Raw genomic sequence first — 17,652 nt, forward strand, 5'->3', positions numbered from 1 at the left:
CGATGCCCGCACCCACCTTGTCCACCGAACGCCTAACACTCCGCCGCTGGCAACCAAGCGACCGCACCCCGTTCGCCGCCCTCAACGCCGACCCCGAGGTCACACAGCATTTCCCGAACGTACTGACCCGCACAGAAAGCGACGCGTTGATCGACCGCGTCGATGCGGCCATCGAAGACCGCGGTTTCGGTTTCTGGGCGCTAGAGGTCACCGCGACCGGCGAGTTCATCGGCTTCACCGGCCTGAACGTCCCGACCTTCCAAGCCCACTTCACCCCCTGCGTCGAGATCGGCTGGCGCCTCGCCCGCTCCACCTGGGGCCACGGCTACGCCACCGAAGCCGCCCACCGCGCCCTCGACTTCGGCTTCCACGACCTGGACCTCCCCGAGATCGTGGCGTTCACCACCACGACCAACCTCCGCTCCCAGGCCGTCATGAACCGCATAGGCATGACCCACAACCCAGCCGACGACTTCGACAACCCCGCACTAGAGGAAGGCCACCCCCTCAAACCCCACGTCCTCTACCGCCGCAAACACCCCGAGATCAGTCGGGTGTACGAGACGTGATCAAGGCCGCTGCCGATGACCGGCGCGTCATGATCCCTCCGAACGTCCCGCGAACCGGCACGTTCTCCGACGCGGTGTGCGAGCAGGACGGCCTGCACTGAAGCGCCGACACCAGATCGAGTCCCCGTTCCCCGGCCCTGGTGCGGATACCGCTAAGCCACAGGTGGATAGATGACGCGCTGGGCGACTGGCGTGATGAGGGCTCCGGTTTTGGCCGGGGCCTTCGCCTTTTGCTGGGGCGACCTGCGGAATGCTCTCAGTCTCATCCCGCGAATATCCGCGACCCGTGGGGACGATCTTCCGAACGAGGACGGCCCCTGACCGTTTGCACAGGTCAGGGGCCGTTCTGCGTGGTGTGGCGGGTGCAGGGTTCGAACCTGCGTAGGCTAAGCCGACGGATTTACAGTCCGCTCCCATTGGCCACTCGGGCAACCCGCCGTGGCGTCGCTCTCGCGACGGCACTGGAAAGAATAGCGGACGGCGGTAGTGGTTGTGACATCGGCTTGGGGGCGTCTGGTCGCTACGCTGATCCGACACCGTGGCAAGAAGGACTGTGATGGCTGACTCATCGTTCGACATCGTGAGCAAGCTCGACCGGCAGGAGGTCGACAACGCGCTCAACCAGGCGACCAAGGAGGTCGCCAACCGGTTCGACTTCCGGAACGTGGACGCGGGGATCAAGTGGTCCGGGGAGACCATCGAGATCCAGGCGAACACCGAGGAGCGGGCCAACGCCGTTCTGGACGTACTGAGGGACAAGCTCGTCAAGCGGAGCATCTCGCTGAAGGCCATCGACGCCGGAGAGCCCAGGCTGTCGGGGAAGGTCTACAAGATCGGCGTCTCGCTGAAGGAGGGCATCTCCCAGGAGGACGCCAAGAAGATCGGGAAGATGATCCGGGACGAGGGGCCGAAGGGGATCAAGGCCCAGATCCAGGGTGACGAGCTGCGGGTGAGCTCGAAGAAGAAGGACGACCTTCAGGACGTCATCGCGCTGCTCAAGGGCAAGGACCTGGACGTCGCGCTGCAGTTCGTGAACTACCGGTGACGAGTAGGCCGGCGCGCCAGGGGGGTTTGGCGCGCCGGCCCGGTCTCAGCAAAGGGCGCGCCGGCCATCTTCCCCCGCAGAAGGCGCCCGGCGCGCCCGCACTTTGTATGACGGGGCAAGTGCCCAAGAGGTTCGGAAAGTTTTCAGTCGGCTCGGCGAGCGTGTTCGGCGCCCTATCTCGCCCCTGGTGCCCGGGGCGTGGGCTTGCCTGCTCAGCGGTGGCCGGCCATGCGCTCGAGGCGGGCGATGCGCTCGGCGGTGGGCGGGTGGGTGGAGAAGAGCTTGCCCATGCCGGCGCCGCGGAACGGGTTGGCGATCATGAGGGAGCTCGTCGTGGCGAGCTCGGGGTCCTGGGGCAGGGGCATGGCCTGGGTGCCGGCCTCGATCTTGCGGAGGGCGCTGGCGAGGGCGAGCGGGTCGCCGGTCAGCTGGGCGCCGGACGCGTCGGCCTGGAACTCGCGGGTGCGGCTGATGGCCATCTGGACGACCGCGGCGGCGATGGGGCCGAGGACCAGCATGAGGAGCGCGCCGATGATGCCGGGGCCGTCGTCGTCCTCGGAACGGCCGATCGGCAGGAAGATCGCCAGGTGGGACAGGTAGGTGATCACCGTCGCGATCGCGGCCGCGACGGAGGAGATGAGGATGTCGCGGTTATAGACGTGCGACAGCTCGTGGCCGAGGACGGCGCGCAGCTCGCGTTCGTCCAGCATGCGCAGGATGCCGCGCGTGCAGCAGACCGCGGCGTTGCGCGGGTTGCGGCCGGTGGCGAACGCGTTGGGCTGCATCGTCTCGGAGATGTAGAGCCGCGGCATCGGCTGGCGTGAGGAGGTCGCGAGCTCGCGGACCAGCCGGTAGAGCACGGGGGCCTCGACCTCGCCGACCGGGTGGGCGCGCATCGACCGCAGTGCGATCTTGTCGCTGAAGAAGTAGGCGACACCGTTGGTGCCGAGCGCGATGACCAGGGCGATGAACAGCCCGGCGCTACCGCCGAGCACCCAGCCCACCGCGAGCATCAATGCCGACAGCGCCGCTATCAGAGCCGCCGTCTTGACGCCGTTGAACTGCACTTGCGCCTGCCTCCCGTCGCCCCTATTGACACACTGCACAACGGGTTGACCTGGCGATATGTTCCCTCTTAGGTGACCGACGAGACGGCCTGCAGTACGAGCTGGGGCGCGACCGACAGCACCACCGCACCGGCGGCCGTGGCGGCGATGGCCGAACGTACCGCGAGACCTGGCGGGAGTTCGGCCGCCCTTCCGGCGGACCGCAGACCGGTTGCTCCGGCGGGAGCGGTGAAGAGGCGGGCGGCCCAGGCCAGGTAGTAGTAGAGGCCGATGACGGTGTTGACGGCCATGATGACGGCCAGCCAGGTGACGTCGCCGGCGACGGTCGCGCGGAACACCACGACCTTGGCGAACAGGCCCATCACGCCGGGCGGCAGCCCGGCGAGGCAGATGAGGAAGAACGCGAGGGCGGCGGCGGTGAGCGGGCTCGTACGGGCGAGGCCGCGAAAGTCGTCGAGGGTGTCCCAGCGCCGCCCCGACTCGTACTCCGCGAAGCCGCGCGCCATCCGCTGGCTGACGGCGATGACCACGGCGAACGCGCCCAGGTTCATCACCGCGTACAGCGCGACGTACGCCGTGGTGGCGGCGACCGCCTCGGGGAGGCGCTTCTCGCCGACCGCCAGCGGCGCGAGCATGTAGCCCGACTGCGCGATCGACGACCAGGCCAGCAGCCTGATCGCGGTGCGCTGGCGGAGTGCCATCAGGTTGCCGAGCGTCATCGTGACGGCGGCGAGGATACCGATCAGCGGGCCCCAGACGTCGCCGTACGCGGGGAACCCGAGCGCCAGGACGATCGCCAGGCCCGCGAACCCGGCCGCCTTCGACACGACCGACAGGAACGCGGCGACCGGCAGCGGCGCGCCCTGGTAGACGTCCGGCGCCCAGAAGTGGAACGGCACCGCGGCCACCTTGAACCCGAACCCGACCAGGACGAGGACGATCCCGGCGGCGGCGACCGGCTTCAGGTCCGACGGCAGCCGCCCGTCCTGAAGCGCGAGCGCGATCCTGTCCAGGTGCATCGCGCCGGTCGCGCCGTACACCAGGCTGATCCCGAACAGCATGATGGCGGCCGACACGACCGAGACCAGGAAGAGCTTCAGCGACGCCTCGGACGCGACCCCGTCGTACCGCCGCAGCGCGACCAGCGCGAAGACCGGCAGCGACAGCGTCTCCAGCGCCACGACCAGCAGGATCAGGTCGCGCGCGGCCACGAGCGTCAGCGCGCCGATGATCGCCGACAGCAGGAGGAAGTGGTACTCCCCGACCGGCATCGAGGAGTCGGCGATCTCCTTGACCGACAGCAGCACGACGACCACGGCCGCCGCGAGCACGATCCCCTGGAAGAGCAGCGTGAAGTCGTCGGCGACGTAGGAGCAGGAGCGCGGGCCGTTGCCGCGCAGCTGTCCGGGCAGGCAGAACGTGGCGCGCCGGTCGCCGGTCGCGAGCAGCACGACGCTGAGCAGCGCGATCGCGAGCGAGCCGCCGCTGAGCAGGCCGATGATCCGGCGCGGGACGTCGAACGCGTCGGCCAGCAGCACGCCGAGCGCGGCCACGGCCAGGATCAGCGGCGGCGCGATCGCCGCGTAGTCGATGCCTTGGATCATCGCGGTCGTCGCAGCGGTGGCGGTCGCGGTCATCATGGTCGCGGCGGTCATCATGGCGTCAGCCACCTCCCAGGAGCGCTCGCACGGGGGCGGTGGTCACTTCGAGGAGGGTCTTGGGCCATAGGCCGACCAGCAGCGTCAGCGCGATGAGCGGCACCCACGCCATGTACTCGTACACCGAGATCCCCGCCACCCGGCCGGGGGCGCTCAGCTCGACGCCGCTCACCGGCCCGTGCGTGAGCTTGGCCAGCATGCGCAGGAAGTACGCCGCCGTGAGCACCGCGCCGAGGCCGCCTACGACCATGAACGTGACGAACGTCTCGCGGGGCAGGTCGGCATGCGGCTTGTACGCGCCGAGGAGGGCGAGCATCTCGCCCCAGAAACCGGCGAGCCCGGGAAGGCCGAGGCTGGCGATGGCGGCGAACGTGAGGATGGAGGCAAGGTGCGGCGCCTTGGTGAGCATGCCGCCGCCCAGCTTCTCCATGTCTCCCGTTCCGTAGCGTTCCTTGACCCCGCCCGCGAGGAAGAAGAGAAGCCCTGTAATTAGGCCGTGGGCGATGTTGCCGAAGAGCGCGGCGTTGATGCCTACCGGGGTGAGGGTCGCTATGCCGAGCAGGACGAAGCCCATGTGGCCCACGGACGAGTACGCGATCATCCGCTTGAGGTCGGTCTGGGCAAGGCAAGCCAGCGCCCCGTAGACGATTCCCACGACCGCGAGGAACCCGAGGTACGGCGCCCAGAACTGCGCGCCCTCAGGGGCGGCGGGGACCGCGACGCGCACGAAACCGTACGTGCCCATCTTCAGCAGTACGCCGGCCAGCAGGACAGACCCGACCGTAGGCGCCTCGGTGTGGGCGTCCGGCAGCCAGGTGTGCAACGGCCACATCGGAGCCTTGACCGCGAAGCCGAGGCCCATCAGAACGAACGCCGTGATCTGGAGATTGCGGCCGATGCCTTCGCCGTGCCGGCGGGCGAGCAGGGTCATGTCGAGCGTGTCGGCGTTCACCGCTATCAGCAGCATGCCGACCAGGAGCAGGCCTGAGCCGAGCAGGGTGTAGAGGATGAACTTGTAGGCGGCCGCGCGCCGTCCGGGGCCTCCCCAGAGCGCGATGACCACGTACATCGGGATGAGGACGACCTCGAAGAAGACGAAGAACAGGATGAGGTCGAGGGAGACGAACGTTCCGAGGAGCCCTACCTCCAGGACCAGCAGCAACCCGGTGAGCAGGCGTGCGGAGCCTCCTGTCGGCGCGGAGCCTCCTGCCGGAGCGGTCGGCGGGTGCTTGATCGTGTAGAGGAAGCACAGGAATGTCAGCAGCGCCGTCAGCACAACCAGCGGCAGCGAGATGCCGTCCAGCCCGAGGTGGAAGCGCAGGCCGATCGAGGACGCCCACGGCTTGTTGAGGCCGAGCTGCATCCGCGACGGCTCGTCGAAGTCGAAGCGGGCGAGCGCGAAGAGGGCGACGGCGAACGTCAGCCCCGAGACCACCGCCCCGTACGCGCGCACCGCCGCGTCGCCCGGCATCAGGCGTTCGGCGGGAACGAGCAGCAGCAACGCGCCCAGCAGCGGCAGTCCGACCAGCACCAGCAGCGTCACAGGAAGATCACCACCCCGGCGACGATGACGACCACGCCCGCGATGAGCCCGGTGAGATAGCCCTGCGCGTTGCCGTTCTGCGGAACGCGCAGCACCCCGCCGAGCCGCCGCGCGGCGCGGGCCGTGCCGACGACCGCCGCGTCGATGCCCTTGTCGTCGAACGCGACGACGTAGCGGGCGAGCGCCTGAACGGGCCGCACGATCCCCGCCGCGTAGACCTCGTCCACGTAGAAGGCGCGGAGGAAGAGCGGACGGGCGGGGCCGAGCGCGCGTGCCGGGTCGAGCGCGGGATCGCGGTTCCAGACGAGGAACGCGGCGCCGCCGCCGACGACCAGGAAGATCACGCCGATGACGGCGGAGGTGAAGTGCGGGCGAAGCTCCTCGGCTCCCCCGCCGAAGAACCCGAGCAGCGCGGACGGTACGGCCAGCACCGCCACCGTTCCGGTCATCAGCCAAGGCGCGTCGTGGGTGTCGTACGATCCGCGCGGCTCACCGAAGAACGTCATCAGCCACAGCCGCATCGCATAGGCGGCCGTAAGAGCGACGGTGACCAGCAGGCCGATGTAGATCAGCCAGGCCACACCCGTGGGGATGTGCGCGATACCGCTGCCTGGGCTGCCGATTGTGTTGAACGTGAGGTTCTGGCCCTCTTGCAGAGGCGCATACGAGAACCATCCGTGCTCACCGGCTGCCTGTGCGGAGATCTCGCCGCTGTGGGTGGCGCTGTGCTGGGCGGCCTCGATGATGGAGTCCTTGCTGAACCAGCCGCTTACGGGAGGCACGCCTGCCAGGGCGGCCAGGCCGATCGTCATCGACCAGAAGGCGATCGGCATGCCCTGCCGGAGTCCGCCGTAGTTGCGCAGGAGGTTCGAGCCGCTGACGACGATGACGCATCCCGCGCCAAGGAACAGCAGCGCCTTGAAGGCGCCGTGCGTCAGCAGGTGGAAGATGGCCGCGCTCTTCCCGCCCACCGCCAGCCCGGCCGCCATGACCGCGAGCTGGCTGATGGTGGAGTACGCGAGGACGCGTTTGATGTCGTCCTGTGCGAGGGCGGCGAGTGCCGAGCCCAGCATGGAGATGACCGCCAGGATCCCCAGCACGGTGAGCGAGGCGGGAGCGGAGACGAACACGCCGTAGACGCGCGCCACCACGTAGATCCCGGCCGCGACCATCGTCGCGGCGTGGATGAGGGCGCTGATCGGCGTCGGGCCCGCCATCGCGTCCGGCAGCCAGGTGTGCAGCGGGAACTGCGCGCTCTTGCCCGCGACCCCGGCGAGCAGCAGCAGCGCCGCCGCCGTGACGGTCGAGTGCGGCATCGCCGGCACCGCACGCAGGACGCCCTCGATGGCGAACGTCTTGGCGCCCGTACCGAGGACGAGGATGCCGAGCAGGAAGCCGACGTCGCCCAGCCTGGTCACCAGGAAGGCCTTCACGGCGGCGCGCGAGTTGCCGCGGTCCTCCCAGTGGTGGCCGATCAGGAAGTAGGAGCAGACGCCCATGACTTCCCAGCCCACGTACAGGACCATCAGGTCGCCCGCGTAGACGACCAGCAGCATCGCGGCGGTGAAGAGCGAGATGAAGGCGGCGTAGGACGAGTAGCGCGGGTCCTTGGCCATGTAGGTGACCGAGTAGATCTGCACCGCCAGCGCCACGCAGCAGACCATCAGGCCGACCACGGCGGCCAGGCCGTCCACCTGGAGCGCGACCAGGATCTCCACGCCGCCGGTCGGGATGCGGGTGAACACCCTGATGCGTTCGCCGGGGTCGCGCCAGACCTGGAACGCGACGATCGCCGCGAGCACCAGCGAGGCGGCCATGGGCACGCACGCGATGAGCGCCGGGCCGTTCCGCAGCAGCGGGAGCGGAGCCCCTTCGCCGCCTTCGCCGCCCTCGCCTCGCCCACCGCGACCGCCGCGACCGCCGAGCAGCTTGGTGAGGCGCGGGCCGAGCAGCATGCCCGCGAACGCCGCGACGAACGGCAGCAGGACGATGGCGGCGGCGAGTCCGGTCACGAGGCGCCTCCCTCAACGCGCTCGGGGGTCTCGGTCTCGCGTTCTTCTGTACGGGCTTCGGTACGGGTGACCTCGCCGTTCGGGCCGGGAGATGTGCCCTCCTCGGCGAGCGCGCGGAGCCGGTCGACGTCGACGTTCTGCCGGTTGCGGTAGACCAGCAGCACGATCGCCAGGCCGAGCCCGACCTCGGCGGCGGCGATGACGATGGTGAACAGCGTCAGGACCTGGCCGCCGTGCAGGCGGTCGCGCCACCAGACGTCGAACGTGACGAGGTTGAGGTTGACCGCGTTCAGCATCAGCTCGACCGACATCAGCACGAGGATGGCGTTGCGCCGGGCCAGCACCCCATAGACGCCCACCGAGAACAGCAGTGCGGCCACCACCAGCGGATAGGCGAGGTGCATCAGCCGTCACCCTCCTCGGAACCAGCGCCAGGACCGGGGCCGGGAGCGGGGCGTGAGCCGTTGCCGGAACGGGCCGGGCGGCGTTCGCCGATGTCGGAACGGGACAGCACGATCGCGCCGACCAGCGAGGCGAGCAGCAGCACCGACAGCACCTCGAACGGCAGCACCCACGTGCGGAAGACGCTGGCGCCCAGCTCGTCCGCCGAGCCGCCGCCCGCCTTGAGCGGCGTGTGCGCGTCCCGGAAGCCCATCAGCAGCACGGTGATCAGCAGCGCGGCGGTGGCGACCGCGACCGCCGCCGCGATCCAGCGGTTGCCCGAGTCCAGGTCGGCGGACTCGCCGATCGGCGCCCGCGTCAGCATGATCCCGAACAGCAGCAGCACGACGACCGCGCCGACGTAGATGAGCACCTGCACCCACGCGACGAACTCCGCGGTGAGCACCAGGTAGCCGCCCGCCAGCGCGCCGAACGACACGACCAGCCACAGCGCGGCGTGCACGAGCTGCCGCGTCGTCACGACCATCAGCGCCGACCCGACCGCGACGATCCCGAGCAGGGTGAAGAGGACCTCTTGGCCGCTCATGAGCTCGGCCCTCCCTGCTCCGGAGGCGTCTCGCGGGCCGTCCGTGGGGTGGGCCCGTCCGCACGGGCGGCAGGCCCGGCCGCGTCGGCGTCGGACGTGGCCGTACGGGCGGCAGGCCCGGCCGTGCGGGCGGCAGGCCCTGTCGCACGAGCGGCGGATCCGGCGCGGGCGGCGGATCCGGCGGCGCGGGCGGCGGCCTTCTCGGCGGTGGCGACTTCCTTGGGCGGCTCGGCCAGCGCGTCGTTGGCCTGGGGCGGCGGGACCGTCCACATCCACTCGCGCAGCCGGTCCTTCTCGTGGGTCAGCTCGTTGATGTCGTACTCGGCGTACTCGAACTCCGGTGTCCAGAAGAGCGCGTCGAACGGGCAGACCTCGATGCAGATGCCGCAGTACATGCACAGCGCGAAGTCGATGGCGAAGCGGTCGAGGACGTTGCGCGTACGGGCCCTGCCGCCGGTGGTCTCCGCGGCAAGGGTCTCCTTGTGGGAGTCGATGTAGATGCACCAGTCGGGGCACTCGCGGGCGCACAGCATGCAGACCGTGCAGTTCTCTTCCAGGAGCGCGATGACCCCCCGGCTGCGCGGGGGCAGGTCCGGCTGCACCTCGGGGTATTGGCGCGTGATGGTGCGCCGCGTCATCGTCCTCAACGTGACGGCCAGCCCCTTGGCCAGCCCGCCTCCCGGTAGCCGTCCCACAGGCCACCATGATTCCTTACTCAGAGCCGCTGGGGAACGCAACGCGGGCCGCGTTCGTCGAACCAGACGTGAGAGACGGCGTCGACGACCCGTTCGAGCCCGGCGAGAACGACCCGCGGGGACCGCGTCCACGGCCCTACGGCGGGCGTCCGCACGGGGGCCGTCCGCACGCGGGAAGGCCATATCCTCCGCCTCCGCCGGGTTGGTACCCGCATCAACCGCCCCCGCTGCCCGTTCCGCCGATCCAGCCCGTTCCGCCGCCTCCGGGCGTGCCGCCCGAGCCGCAGGGCATCCTCTGGGCTTTTGTTCCGTTCCTCACGTTCGGTTTCGGAACGCCCTTTTCCTTCCTCTACGCGGCGCTGCGGCGCGGTTCGTGGAACTACGGAGCGACCGCGGCCGGTTACGCGATCGCCTCGACGGCCGTGCTGGCGCTGATGAACGCCGGCGAGGCGGCGGTCGGCGCGCTCGCCGGGCTGATGATGGTGATGCTGTGGGTCGCCGGTACGGTCCACGCGTTCGCGGTACGGAGCGCCGTGTTCCCGCGCACCGGCCCGCGCAGCCAGTACAACCAGCACGCCGTCCAGGTCGCCAAGTACCGCCGCATGCTCCGCGAGGACGCGCGCGGGCTCATCGCGGAGGACCCGGCGCTCGCTCATGAGCTGCGCATCGGCCGCCCCGACCTGCCCCGCGCGTACGACGACGGCGGCCTGGTGGACGTCAACCACGCGTCCCCCGCGGCCCTGGCCGCCTTGCCCGGCCTTACGCCCGAGCTCATCGACCGCATCGTCCGCCGCCGCGACGACCAGGGCGGCTTCATCTCTCCCGAGGAGATGGCCGTGGACACCGACCTGCCGCCGGGCATCCTGCCCAAGCTCTCCGAATACGCGATCTTCCTGCCCTAGGGCGACTCAGCCAGAACGCGGGCCTAGGAGAACGCGACCTTCAGTACGCCGGTCAGCGCCAGCTGGCCCAGCGACAGCGGCACCAGGTAGGCCCAGGCGAGCTTCTGCAGCTGGTCCTCGCGCATCCGCGGGTAGCTGACGCGCAGCCAGATCACCAGGAACGCCAGCACGGACACCTTGATCATGGTCCACAGCCAGCCGAGCTGCTCGTTCAGGAACGGACCCTTCCAGCCGCCCAGGAACAGCACCGTCGTCAGCGCGCACAGCACGACGATCCCCGCGTACTCGGCGAGAATGAACAGCGCGAACCGCAGCCCGCCGTACTCGGTGTACGGGCCGAAGATGATCTCCGAGTCGGCGACCGGCATGTCGAACGGCGGCCGCCGCAGCTCCGCCAGCCCCGCCACGAAGAAGACCACGGCGCCGATCGCCTGCCAGGGCAGCCAGAACCAGCGCCACTCCTCGACGATCCCGGTCAGCGACAGCGTGCCCGCCGCCATCGCGACCGACGAGGCCGCGAACACCATCGGCAGCTCGTACGACATCAGCTGCGCCGCGACCCGCATGCCGCCCAGCAGCGAGTACTTGTTGGCGCTGGCCCAGCCCGCCATGATCGCGCCGATGACGCCGACGCCCATCACGGCCAGGGCGAAGAAGAGCCCCAGGTCCAGGTCCAGCGCGACCTGGTCGCCCGGCCCCACCGGGATGACGATCAGCACCAGCAGGTACGGCACCAGCGCGACGCCCGGCGCGAGCTTGAACACCCAGCGGTCCGCGTCGCGCGGGACGACGTCCTCCTTCTGGGCGAACTTCACGCCGTCGGCGACCAGCTGAGCCCAGCCGTGGAAGCCGCCCGCGTACATCGGGCCCAGCCGGCCCTGCATGTGCGCCATCACCTTGTGCTCGGCCTGCCCGACCAGCAGCGGCAGCACGGCGAAGGCCGCCGCGACCAGTACGAGCTTGACGATGACCTCAAGCATTGGGCCCCCAGCCGTCCGGCACACCCGGCGGCCTGACCCGCCGCCGGCTGGGCGCCCCATGTCCCGACTCGCCGGGTTCCTTGGCTCCCGGCCAAGGCTTGGCGACCCGCGCGGCGAGCACGAATTCCTTCCTCAACGGGTGGCCTTCGAACCCGTCGGGCAGCAGCAGCGGGATCAGGTTCGGATGCCCTTCGAAGACCACGCCGAACATCTCGTGCGTCTCACGCTCGTGCCAATTGGCCCCGCGAAAGACCCCGACGGCGCTCGGCAGGACCGGCGCCTCCCTGGGCACCCGCGTCCGGATCAGCAGGTGATGGCGGCGTTCCAGCGAGTAGACGTGTGCCACGATCGCGAAGCCCTCGTCGACCTCGTCCACGCCGGTCAGCCAGTCGAAGAAGTCGCAGCCGAGCTCGTCCCGGGCGAACTCCAGCGCCTCGACCCACATCTCGACCGGCACCCCGACCGAGATGCCGCCGAAGCTCTCCTCGGTGGTGACCTCCTCGCCGAAGCGCCCCGTCCAGGCCTCGGCCAGATCCGCTGCGTTCACTCCTCGTCCTCATCCGTCAGCCCCGGAATGATCGACGGGTCGTGCTCCGCCGGCTTCCGCCGCCGCAACCGCCCGACCGCGTCCCCGGAGTGCTCACCGTGCTCACCGCCGCGCGCCTCGTCTGATTCCAACGGCCGCGTCGCGTCGGGCGTGTCGTCGGGAAGCGCCTCGACGGGCCGGGTGACGTCCTCGGCACCCGCGCTCGGAGAATCCGGCGGCGGCGCTGGTTCAGGGGCGGGCGTTTCCTCAGGGATCGCAGAAACCGGCAAGGTCACGTCCTGCGGACCGCCCTTCGGCTCGGCGGGCTCGGCGGCGGGGGCAGGCGCCGCTTCTTCGGGGAGCGCGGTGACCGGCATGGTGACGTCCTGCGGTCCGCCCGTCGGCTCCGCGACCTCCGCGACCTCCGGGGCCTCGGGGGCGGGCTCGGCCGGTGGAGCAGCGGGCTCGGCCTCGTCCGCGGCGACGTTCTCCTCGGGCAGGGCCTCAACGGGACGGGTCTCGTCCTCGGGTCCTGCGGGCGGTACGTCGGGCGGCGGCTGGATGGGGCGCCGGAGAACGGTGGCCGAAAGCGGCCTCGGGGGCGGAGGCGGCGCCACGGGCTCGCCGCCGTTGCCGTAGCGGTCCCCCAGCGACTCGGCGGCGATCTTCTCCTGGAGGCGGATGATGCCGTGCAGGAGGGCCTCGGGCCGGGGCGGGCAGCCGGGGACGTAGACGTCGACGGGAATGATCTGGTCGACGCCCTTGGTGACGCAGTAGGAGTCCCAGTACGGGCCGCCGCAGTTGGAGCAGGCGCCGAACGAGATGACGTACTTGGGCTCGGGCATCTGCTCGTACAGCCGCTTGACGGCGGGGGCCATCTTGTCGCTGACCGTGCCCGAGACGACCATGAGGTCGGCCTGGCGCGGGCCGGGGGCGAACGGGATGACGCCCAGCCGGATGAAGTCGTGCCGGCTCATCGAGGTCGCGATGAACTCGATCGCGCAGCAGGCCAGGCCGAAGTTGAAGACCCAGAGGGAGTAGCGGCGGCCCCAGTTGAGCACGAACTTGACCGGCTTGGGCGCCAGCCGCGACAGCGGGCCGATGGCGGGCGGAGGCAGATCGACTGTGCTCACAGAAGCATTCTTACGCCTCTGGGGCCTGTCGATCGAGATCCGGCGGGATGAGCCGCTTGCCTTCTATCTTGAATCCCTGGCCCAGCAGGTGCGGGCGGGCCTGCTCGAAGATGCCCTCGACCAGGAACGCGATGCGCAGGCAGAAGAGCGCGGCGGGGATCTCGGCGAACGCGGCGAGGCAGATCGCGACGATCCGTTCGGTGCCCGATGCGGCGGTCATCACGTCGAACCACGCGTCCACGATCAGCAGCGTGCCGGTGACGGTCGAGACGATGATCAGCTTGGGCGAGCGCATCAGGATGCGGATGGCGGTGCCGACGGCCGTCCAGGCGAGCAGGAGGTCGAAGCCGACCCACGCCCAGCGCCAGTGTGCGGCGGTGGTCTCGTCCGGCAGGCTGCGCATCAGGTAGTACGTCCACGGCAGCAGGCAGAGTGCCGCTCCGATGAAGACGATGGCCAGTTTCGGCGATACGGGGGGCTTGATGACCGTGCCCTCGGGCATTCGAGGGATGCGGCCGAAGCCGGGGATGCTTCGCGGCGGGTTGTTCAATCTGGGTCTCCTGGAGGGGTTATACCCAGGAAAGCACGCCCTTCTTACCTGCATAGGCGAGACCCACGGCCAGGAATCCCAGGAAGACGAACATCTCGCCCAGCGTCGTCATCCCGTAGCCCGGGGCGGAGAAGACGGTCGCCCAGGGAAACAGGAAGACCGCGTCCACGGCGAAGACGACGTAGAGGAACGCGAAGACGTAGTAGCGGACGTACGACTGGGCCCAGCCGTCGCCGACCGGATCGACGCCGCACTCGTAGGTGGTGAGTTTCTCCTGCGTGGGGCGGTTCGGACGCAGCAACCGGTTGGCGGCCAGGCCGCCGCCGACGATGCCGCCGCCGACCAGGATCAGTGCCACCACGAGCAGATAGTCACGCACCGCAGACCTCCTTCTACGCGCTCCGTCAAGTATCCCCGACCGAGGTCTTTTGCACAGAACCGGCCTGGCGTAAATCGCGCGCTCGAAATGTCCTAGATTTCATACACACTGGAGGTGACGTTGGGGTCGCCTGACCTGGAGGGACGTGACCGGATGAGCAATCCCCCTTCGGAGCCGAACTGGTCTCCACCGGGCGGTTCGGACTGGCCGCCGCCGTCCGACGACGGCGGACCGGGTTCGGGCGGCTCCGATGGACCGCCTCCGGGGCCGCCCGGAGGTTATGGGCCTCCTCCGGGACAGGGCGGCGGACCAGGCGTTCCGCCGCCACCGCCGCCTGGGGCCGGCCCGCCGCTGCCGCCGCCCGGCGGCGCACCTGGCGGGCCCGGCGGACCTGGCGGGCCCGGCGGACCTGGCGGGCCCGGCGCACCTGGCGGATCGCCGGGGCCTGGTTCCGGCGGCTACCCGATCTATCAGCCCGGGCAGCAGGGCCCGCCCGGCGGACCTCCCGGAGGTCCGCCCGGAGGGTACGGCGGGCCGGGGACTCCGCCGCCGTTCTATCCGCCGCCCGGCGGGTTCCAGCAGGGACCGCCGCCGCCCGGCGGCTTCCCGCAGGGGCCGCCGCCACCCGGCGGGTTTCCGCCGCCGCAGCAGAAGCGCTCCGGCAAGGGACTGATGATCGCGCTCATCGCGGGCGGCGGTCTGGTCGTGCTGGTCGTGGTCGCGGTCGTGCTGGCGACGACGGTCTTCAAGCCCGACAAGGTGACGCCGTCCGAACGGCTCGCGGCCACCGCCACCTCGGTCTCGGGCGCCCGCACGCTCGCGCTCAAGGGAACGTTCACCAGCGGCTCGGACGTCCTGCAGGGCGAGCTGAAGGTGACCAGGGGCGGGCGCGCCGGCGGCCAGGTGACCTGGGGCAGCGACAACGTGACCATCCTGTCGGCGGACGAGAAGCTCTACGTCAAGGCGCCCAAGTCGTACTGGACCGACAAGATCACCTCGGCCAACGCGCTGGTGAAGGACGGGGACCAGTGGGGGAAGGTCGACCCGACCGACCTCAGCCTGGACTTCCAGAAGGACCTGTCGCCGAGCGCCCTGGCCGGCGCGCTGCGGCAGGCCGCCACGTACAAGAACGCGCTCCGCGAGACCAAGACGACCGCCCAGGGGCGCAAGGCGCTGCGGATCAGCACGCCCTCGGCCGTGTTCTACGTCACCGACGCCAAGAGCCCTGAGCTGCTGCGCTACGAGAGCAACATCCTGCGCACCCAGGTGGACGTCACCGCGCAGAACGCGAGCGGCGGCGCGGCCGCCATCAGCCAGCTGCGCGGCTACGCGGGCGAGCTGAAGGACTCCTTCGACGCCGTCGGCAGGGTCGATCTCGTCGAGTTCGACAAGAAGCAGCTCTGCTACGAGAACAGCGGCAGCTGCCGGGTGCGGGCCAAGTTCCAGCCGCCGACCGGCACGAACAGCCCCACCAAGATCGAGATCAAGTTCTGGCTCACGGCGGGCTCGGCCACCGGGTCCAACCTCGGCGACTGCTCCACCTCGTTCACCGCCAAGTCGACGTCGGCGACCTGGGTCGAGTGCTCGGTGAAGAGCAGCGCCTGGTCGAAGTTCTCGCACGGCAGCCAGAGCCGCTACTCCCAGCACCACCAGTACTGGGTCTCGGGCGCCGCGGACTCCGACGTCCAGGCGTTGCAGAGCGGCTTCGACAAGGAGTGACGCCGGGGCTCCACCCGCCCTGCCGAACGGTGCGGAGTGCCGGACGATGCACGGTCCTGCTGCGCGGGCCCGGAACGTCCGGCACTCTATGACTCGGATCGGCAGTCGTGAGCGGAGTGGTCGCCCAAGTGAACGTTGAGCAGGAGGGGTCGTCGGTGACGGACCCCGCCACCCCCTCCAAGGACGGTGGCGTCGAACGCCATGCCCCCGAAGAGGCCACCGAACGGCCCGGAGATGCCGCCCGGCCGGGTGGGGACGACGTCCCACCGCCCCGCGATGGCGAGCCCGCCGACGGCGGGCCCACCAACGGCGGGCCCACCAACGGCGGGCCCACCAACGGCAGCGAGCCGCCCAGCGGTGGCGGGCCGCGGCCTGAGGTGGAGCCGTTGCCGCGGCCGCGGCGGCGGGTGCCGCGGAGTGTGATCGCTGCCGGTGCGGCGGTGGCGCTGGTGGCGGCCGGAGCGGCGGCGTACGCGGCGTTCGGCGGCGATGACGGCGGCGACGGGGCGAGCGCCAAGAAGGGTTCGTCCGCCTGGGTCGACCAGGCCGCGCAGCGGCTGCGGGCGACGCCGGGCTTCCAGTTCAGCGGGACGCTGTCGCAGGACGGGCAGCCGGTCAAGGTCGCGCTCAAGGTCGGCCGTACGGGCCTGGCCTCCGGGTCCATGACCGTCTCCGGCCGGCGGGTCGACGTGATCGCGATCGACGACGGCACGTTCATCAAGGCCGGGACGGCGTTCTGGCGCGCGTCCGGTGGCGAGAGCGCGCATCCGGAGAACTACGCGGGCCGCTGGACCAAGGCGCCCGCCTCCATGCCACTGCTGGACATCGACGACGTGCTCGCGCCGCAGGCCATCGCCAAGCAGCTGGTCAAGGCGCGGGCCAAGGCGGCGCAGGCCAAGCCCGACACCTACGGCGGCGCGCCCGCCTACCGGGTGCGGACCCCGCAGGCGGACTACTACCTGTCCACGGCCGCGCCCTACAAGCTGCTGAGCGTGCACGCGGCCGGGCAGGGCGATCCGGAGTTCGCCGCGGCGGAGCTGACCGACCCGGCCCCGCTGTTCGCCGAGCTCAGGCCGCGGGTGGCGCGGCTGGCCGGGGCGCCCGATCCGCGGCTGCGCTTCCAGCCGGGCAAGCTGACGTTCATCAACTGCGACGAGAACACCAACGGCTGCACGGTCAGCGTCCCGGCGACGCTCACCTCGCCCGACGGCGCCGTCCCGTCCGGCGCGCGGGCCGCGCTGCGGGCGACGGTCACCTCGGGGAACCGGTCGCTCGGGACCTGCAAGGGCTCGGGGCCGGTGCCCGACAACCGCTCGCTGGTGCTGCGCTGCACGGTCACCGGGCGTGCCTGGCGTACGTGGATGAAGGCGGCGCTGGACAACCCCGGCTCGCATCCGTACGGGGCGACGGCGCGGATCGTGGGTGAGGCCGTCGCGGCCGACGAGGTGTCCGGCCTGCTCGCGGAGATCGACCGCCAGCGCTGACCAGCGGGCGGGCCGACCGCGACGCTGACGCGGACCGGCGCGAGCGGACCTCGAGCGGGCCTCGGGCGGGCCTCGAGCGGGCCGGTGTGACGCTGACCAGCGATCTTGCTTGCCGGAGGGCCGGGGCCGCGTGGGCGGGGGCCGGTGATACCGAACAAAATTCGGCCTGTCTATAGTGCGGGGCGTGAAACCCGTGCCCGCGGGGAGCAGCCTCCGCTCCCCGTCGACCCCTCCGCGGCTCTTTCGGCGCCTGCACGTCGACCTGTGCCGCCTGTCAAGCTGCCTGTGTCGACGATGAACCCCTAGCCGCCCTGGGTCGTACCACCTGATAGGACCTGCCCGAATCTCGCGGAGTCAAGTGAACTCCTGGCCGAAGTGATACGTCTTGTGTTACGGGGCTAG

Annotated in this window: 18 protein-coding genes and 1 tRNA gene; 6 read left to right on the forward strand and 13 right to left on the reverse strand. The window is 70.5% G+C overall.

All coding sequences use genetic code 11. From position 1 onward, the window contains the following. The first annotated feature begins 2 nt into the window (after window positions 1-2). Window positions 3-569 (forward strand): GNAT family N-acetyltransferase, encoded by a 567-nt coding sequence (locus J4573_RS30045; RefSeq protein WP_208259275.1) that lies wholly within the window; start codon window positions 3-5, stop codon window positions 567-569. Between the two features lie 356 nt (window positions 570-925). On the opposite strand, the gene J4573_RS30050 is transcribed toward J4573_RS30045, so the two are convergent. Further along, a tRNA-Tyr gene (locus J4573_RS30050) sits at window positions 926-1,007 on the reverse strand. A 118-nt stretch (window positions 1,008-1,125) separates the two neighbouring features. Between J4573_RS30050 and J4573_RS30055 the strand changes: the two genes are divergently transcribed. After that, window positions 1,126-1,614, forward strand: a complete 489-nt coding sequence (locus tag J4573_RS30055; RefSeq protein WP_208259276.1) for a YajQ family cyclic di-GMP-binding protein — start codon at window positions 1,126-1,128, stop codon at window positions 1,612-1,614. 212 nt (window positions 1,615-1,826) lie between these two features. Here J4573_RS30055 and htpX read toward each other — a convergent pair whose 3' ends face one another. The 7 genes from htpX to J4573_RS30090 all read right to left on the reverse strand — a co-directional run bounded on the left by htpX (window position 1,827) and on the right by J4573_RS30090 (window position 9,577). Further along, window positions 1,827-2,681, reverse strand: a complete 855-nt coding sequence (gene htpX / locus J4573_RS30060; protein ID WP_208259277.1) for a zinc metalloprotease HtpX — start codon at window positions 2,679-2,681, stop codon at window positions 1,827-1,829. 68 nt (window positions 2,682-2,749) lie between these two features. Next, window positions 2,750-4,339 carry an NADH-quinone oxidoreductase subunit N gene (locus tag J4573_RS30065; protein WP_243773813.1) on the reverse strand — a complete coding sequence of 530 codons (1,590 nt, stop codon included), beginning with the start codon at window positions 4,337-4,339 and terminating at the stop codon, window positions 2,750-2,752. 4 nt (window positions 4,340-4,343) lie between these two features. After that, on the reverse strand, window positions 4,344-5,882 hold the full coding sequence (locus J4573_RS30070) for a complex I subunit 4 family protein (protein ID WP_208259278.1): 1,539 nt from the start codon (window positions 5,880-5,882) through the stop codon (window positions 4,344-4,346). Further along, window positions 5,879-7,894: an NADH-quinone oxidoreductase subunit 5 family protein gene (locus tag J4573_RS30075; RefSeq protein WP_208259279.1), complete on the reverse strand. Its 2,016-nt coding sequence runs from the start codon at window positions 7,892-7,894 to the stop codon at window positions 5,879-5,881. Before J4573_RS30075 ends, J4573_RS30070 begins: the two co-directional genes overlap by 4 nt. Beyond that, complete coding sequence (nuoK, locus tag J4573_RS30080; protein ID WP_208259280.1) at window positions 7,891-8,298, reverse strand: NADH-quinone oxidoreductase subunit NuoK; 408 nt, start codon at window positions 8,296-8,298, stop codon at window positions 7,891-7,893. Before nuoK ends, J4573_RS30075 begins: the two co-directional genes overlap by 4 nt. Continuing rightward, complete coding sequence (locus tag J4573_RS30085; RefSeq protein ID WP_208259281.1) at window positions 8,298-8,882, reverse strand: NADH-quinone oxidoreductase subunit J family protein; 585 nt, start codon at window positions 8,880-8,882, stop codon at window positions 8,298-8,300. Before J4573_RS30085 ends, nuoK begins: the two co-directional genes overlap by 1 nt. Next, window positions 8,879-9,577, reverse strand: coding sequence for a 4Fe-4S binding protein (locus J4573_RS30090; RefSeq protein WP_307797004.1), 699 nt, complete (start codon window positions 9,575-9,577; stop codon window positions 8,879-8,881). The genes J4573_RS30085 and J4573_RS30090 overlap by 4 nt, the downstream gene beginning before the upstream one ends. 269 nt (window positions 9,578-9,846) lie before the next feature. Between J4573_RS30090 and J4573_RS56265 the strand changes: the two genes are divergently transcribed. After that, window positions 9,847-10,479: a helix-hairpin-helix domain-containing protein gene (locus J4573_RS56265; RefSeq protein ID WP_307797006.1), complete on the forward strand. Its 633-nt coding sequence runs from the start codon at window positions 9,847-9,849 to the stop codon at window positions 10,477-10,479. 23 nt (window positions 10,480-10,502) lie between these two features. Here the strand turns inward: J4573_RS56265 and nuoH are convergent, their stop codons facing one another. The 5 genes from nuoH to J4573_RS30120 all read right to left on the reverse strand — a co-directional run bounded on the left by nuoH (window position 10,503) and on the right by J4573_RS30120 (window position 14,047). Continuing rightward, the gene (nuoH, locus tag J4573_RS30100; protein WP_208259282.1) at window positions 10,503-11,459 is read right to left on the reverse strand and encodes an NADH-quinone oxidoreductase subunit NuoH; all 957 of its coding nucleotides are present in this window, start codon (window positions 11,457-11,459) and stop codon (window positions 10,503-10,505) included. Further along, window positions 11,452-12,006, reverse strand: coding sequence for an NADH-quinone oxidoreductase subunit C (locus J4573_RS30105; RefSeq protein WP_307797007.1), 555 nt, complete (start codon window positions 12,004-12,006; stop codon window positions 11,452-11,454). Before J4573_RS30105 ends, nuoH begins: the two co-directional genes overlap by 8 nt. Then, window positions 12,003-13,118, reverse strand: a complete 1,116-nt coding sequence (locus J4573_RS56915; protein WP_208259283.1) for an NADH-quinone oxidoreductase subunit B — start codon at window positions 13,116-13,118, stop codon at window positions 12,003-12,005. Before J4573_RS56915 ends, J4573_RS30105 begins: the two co-directional genes overlap by 4 nt. 10 nt (window positions 13,119-13,128) lie before the next feature. Continuing rightward, complete coding sequence (locus J4573_RS30115) at window positions 13,129-13,620, reverse strand: hypothetical protein (RefSeq protein WP_208259284.1); 492 nt, start codon at window positions 13,618-13,620, stop codon at window positions 13,129-13,131. Between the two features lie 67 nt (window positions 13,621-13,687). Next, on the reverse strand, window positions 13,688-14,047 hold the full coding sequence (locus J4573_RS30120; RefSeq protein ID WP_208259285.1) for an NADH-quinone oxidoreductase subunit A: 360 nt from the start codon (window positions 14,045-14,047) through the stop codon (window positions 13,688-13,690). Window positions 14,048-14,719: 672 nt separating this feature from the next. Between J4573_RS30120 and J4573_RS30125 the strand changes: the two genes are divergently transcribed. The 3 genes from J4573_RS30125 to J4573_RS56750 all read left to right on the forward strand — a co-directional run bounded on the left by J4573_RS30125 (window position 14,720) and on the right by J4573_RS56750 (window position 17,548). Further along, complete coding sequence (locus J4573_RS30125) at window positions 14,720-15,766, forward strand: hypothetical protein (RefSeq protein WP_208259286.1); 1,047 nt, start codon at window positions 14,720-14,722, stop codon at window positions 15,764-15,766. Window positions 15,767-15,894: 128 nt separating this feature from the next. Next, window positions 15,895-17,250, forward strand: a complete 1,356-nt coding sequence (locus J4573_RS30130; RefSeq protein WP_208259287.1) for a hypothetical protein — start codon at window positions 15,895-15,897, stop codon at window positions 17,248-17,250. 193 nt (window positions 17,251-17,443) lie between these two features. Beyond that, window positions 17,444-17,548: a putative leader peptide gene (locus J4573_RS56750; RefSeq protein ID WP_372442917.1), complete on the forward strand. Its 105-nt coding sequence runs from the start codon at window positions 17,444-17,446 to the stop codon at window positions 17,546-17,548. The last annotated feature ends 104 nt before the right edge of the window (window positions 17,549-17,652 follow it).

Source organism: Actinomadura barringtoniae (assembly GCF_017573505.1).
Classification (GTDB): domain Bacteria; phylum Actinomycetota; class Actinomycetes; order Streptosporangiales; family Streptosporangiaceae; genus Spirillospora; species Spirillospora barringtoniae.

Bases quoted from the DNA above. Each gene is read 5' to 3' on its own strand.
- nuoK (WP_208259280.1), bottom strand. From the start codon at position 8,298: ATGCACCTCGCCTATCCGCTGGTGGTGGCCGCACTGCTGTTCTCGGTG.
- J4573_RS30045 (WP_208259275.1), top strand. From the start codon at position 3: ATGCCCGCACCCACCTTGTCCACCGAACGCCTAACACTCCGCCGCTGG.
- J4573_RS30085 (WP_208259281.1), bottom strand. From the start codon at position 8,882: ATGAGCGGCCAAGAGGTCCTCTTCACCCTGCTCGGGATCGTCGCGGTC.
- J4573_RS30125 (WP_208259286.1), top strand. From the start codon at position 14,720: ATGATCGCGCTCATCGCGGGCGGCGGTCTGGTCGTGCTGGTCGTGGTC.
- J4573_RS30055 (WP_208259276.1), top strand. From the start codon at position 1,126: ATGGCTGACTCATCGTTCGACATCGTGAGCAAGCTCGACCGGCAGGAG.
- J4573_RS30065 (WP_243773813.1), bottom strand. From the start codon at position 4,339: ATGATGACCGCCGCGACCATGATGACCGCGACCGCCACCGCTGCGACG.
- nuoH (WP_208259282.1), bottom strand. From the start codon at position 11,459: ATGCTTGAGGTCATCGTCAAGCTCGTACTGGTCGCGGCGGCCTTCGCC.
- J4573_RS30115 (WP_208259284.1), bottom strand. From the start codon at position 13,620: ATGCCCGAGGGCACGGTCATCAAGCCCCCCGTATCGCCGAAACTGGCC.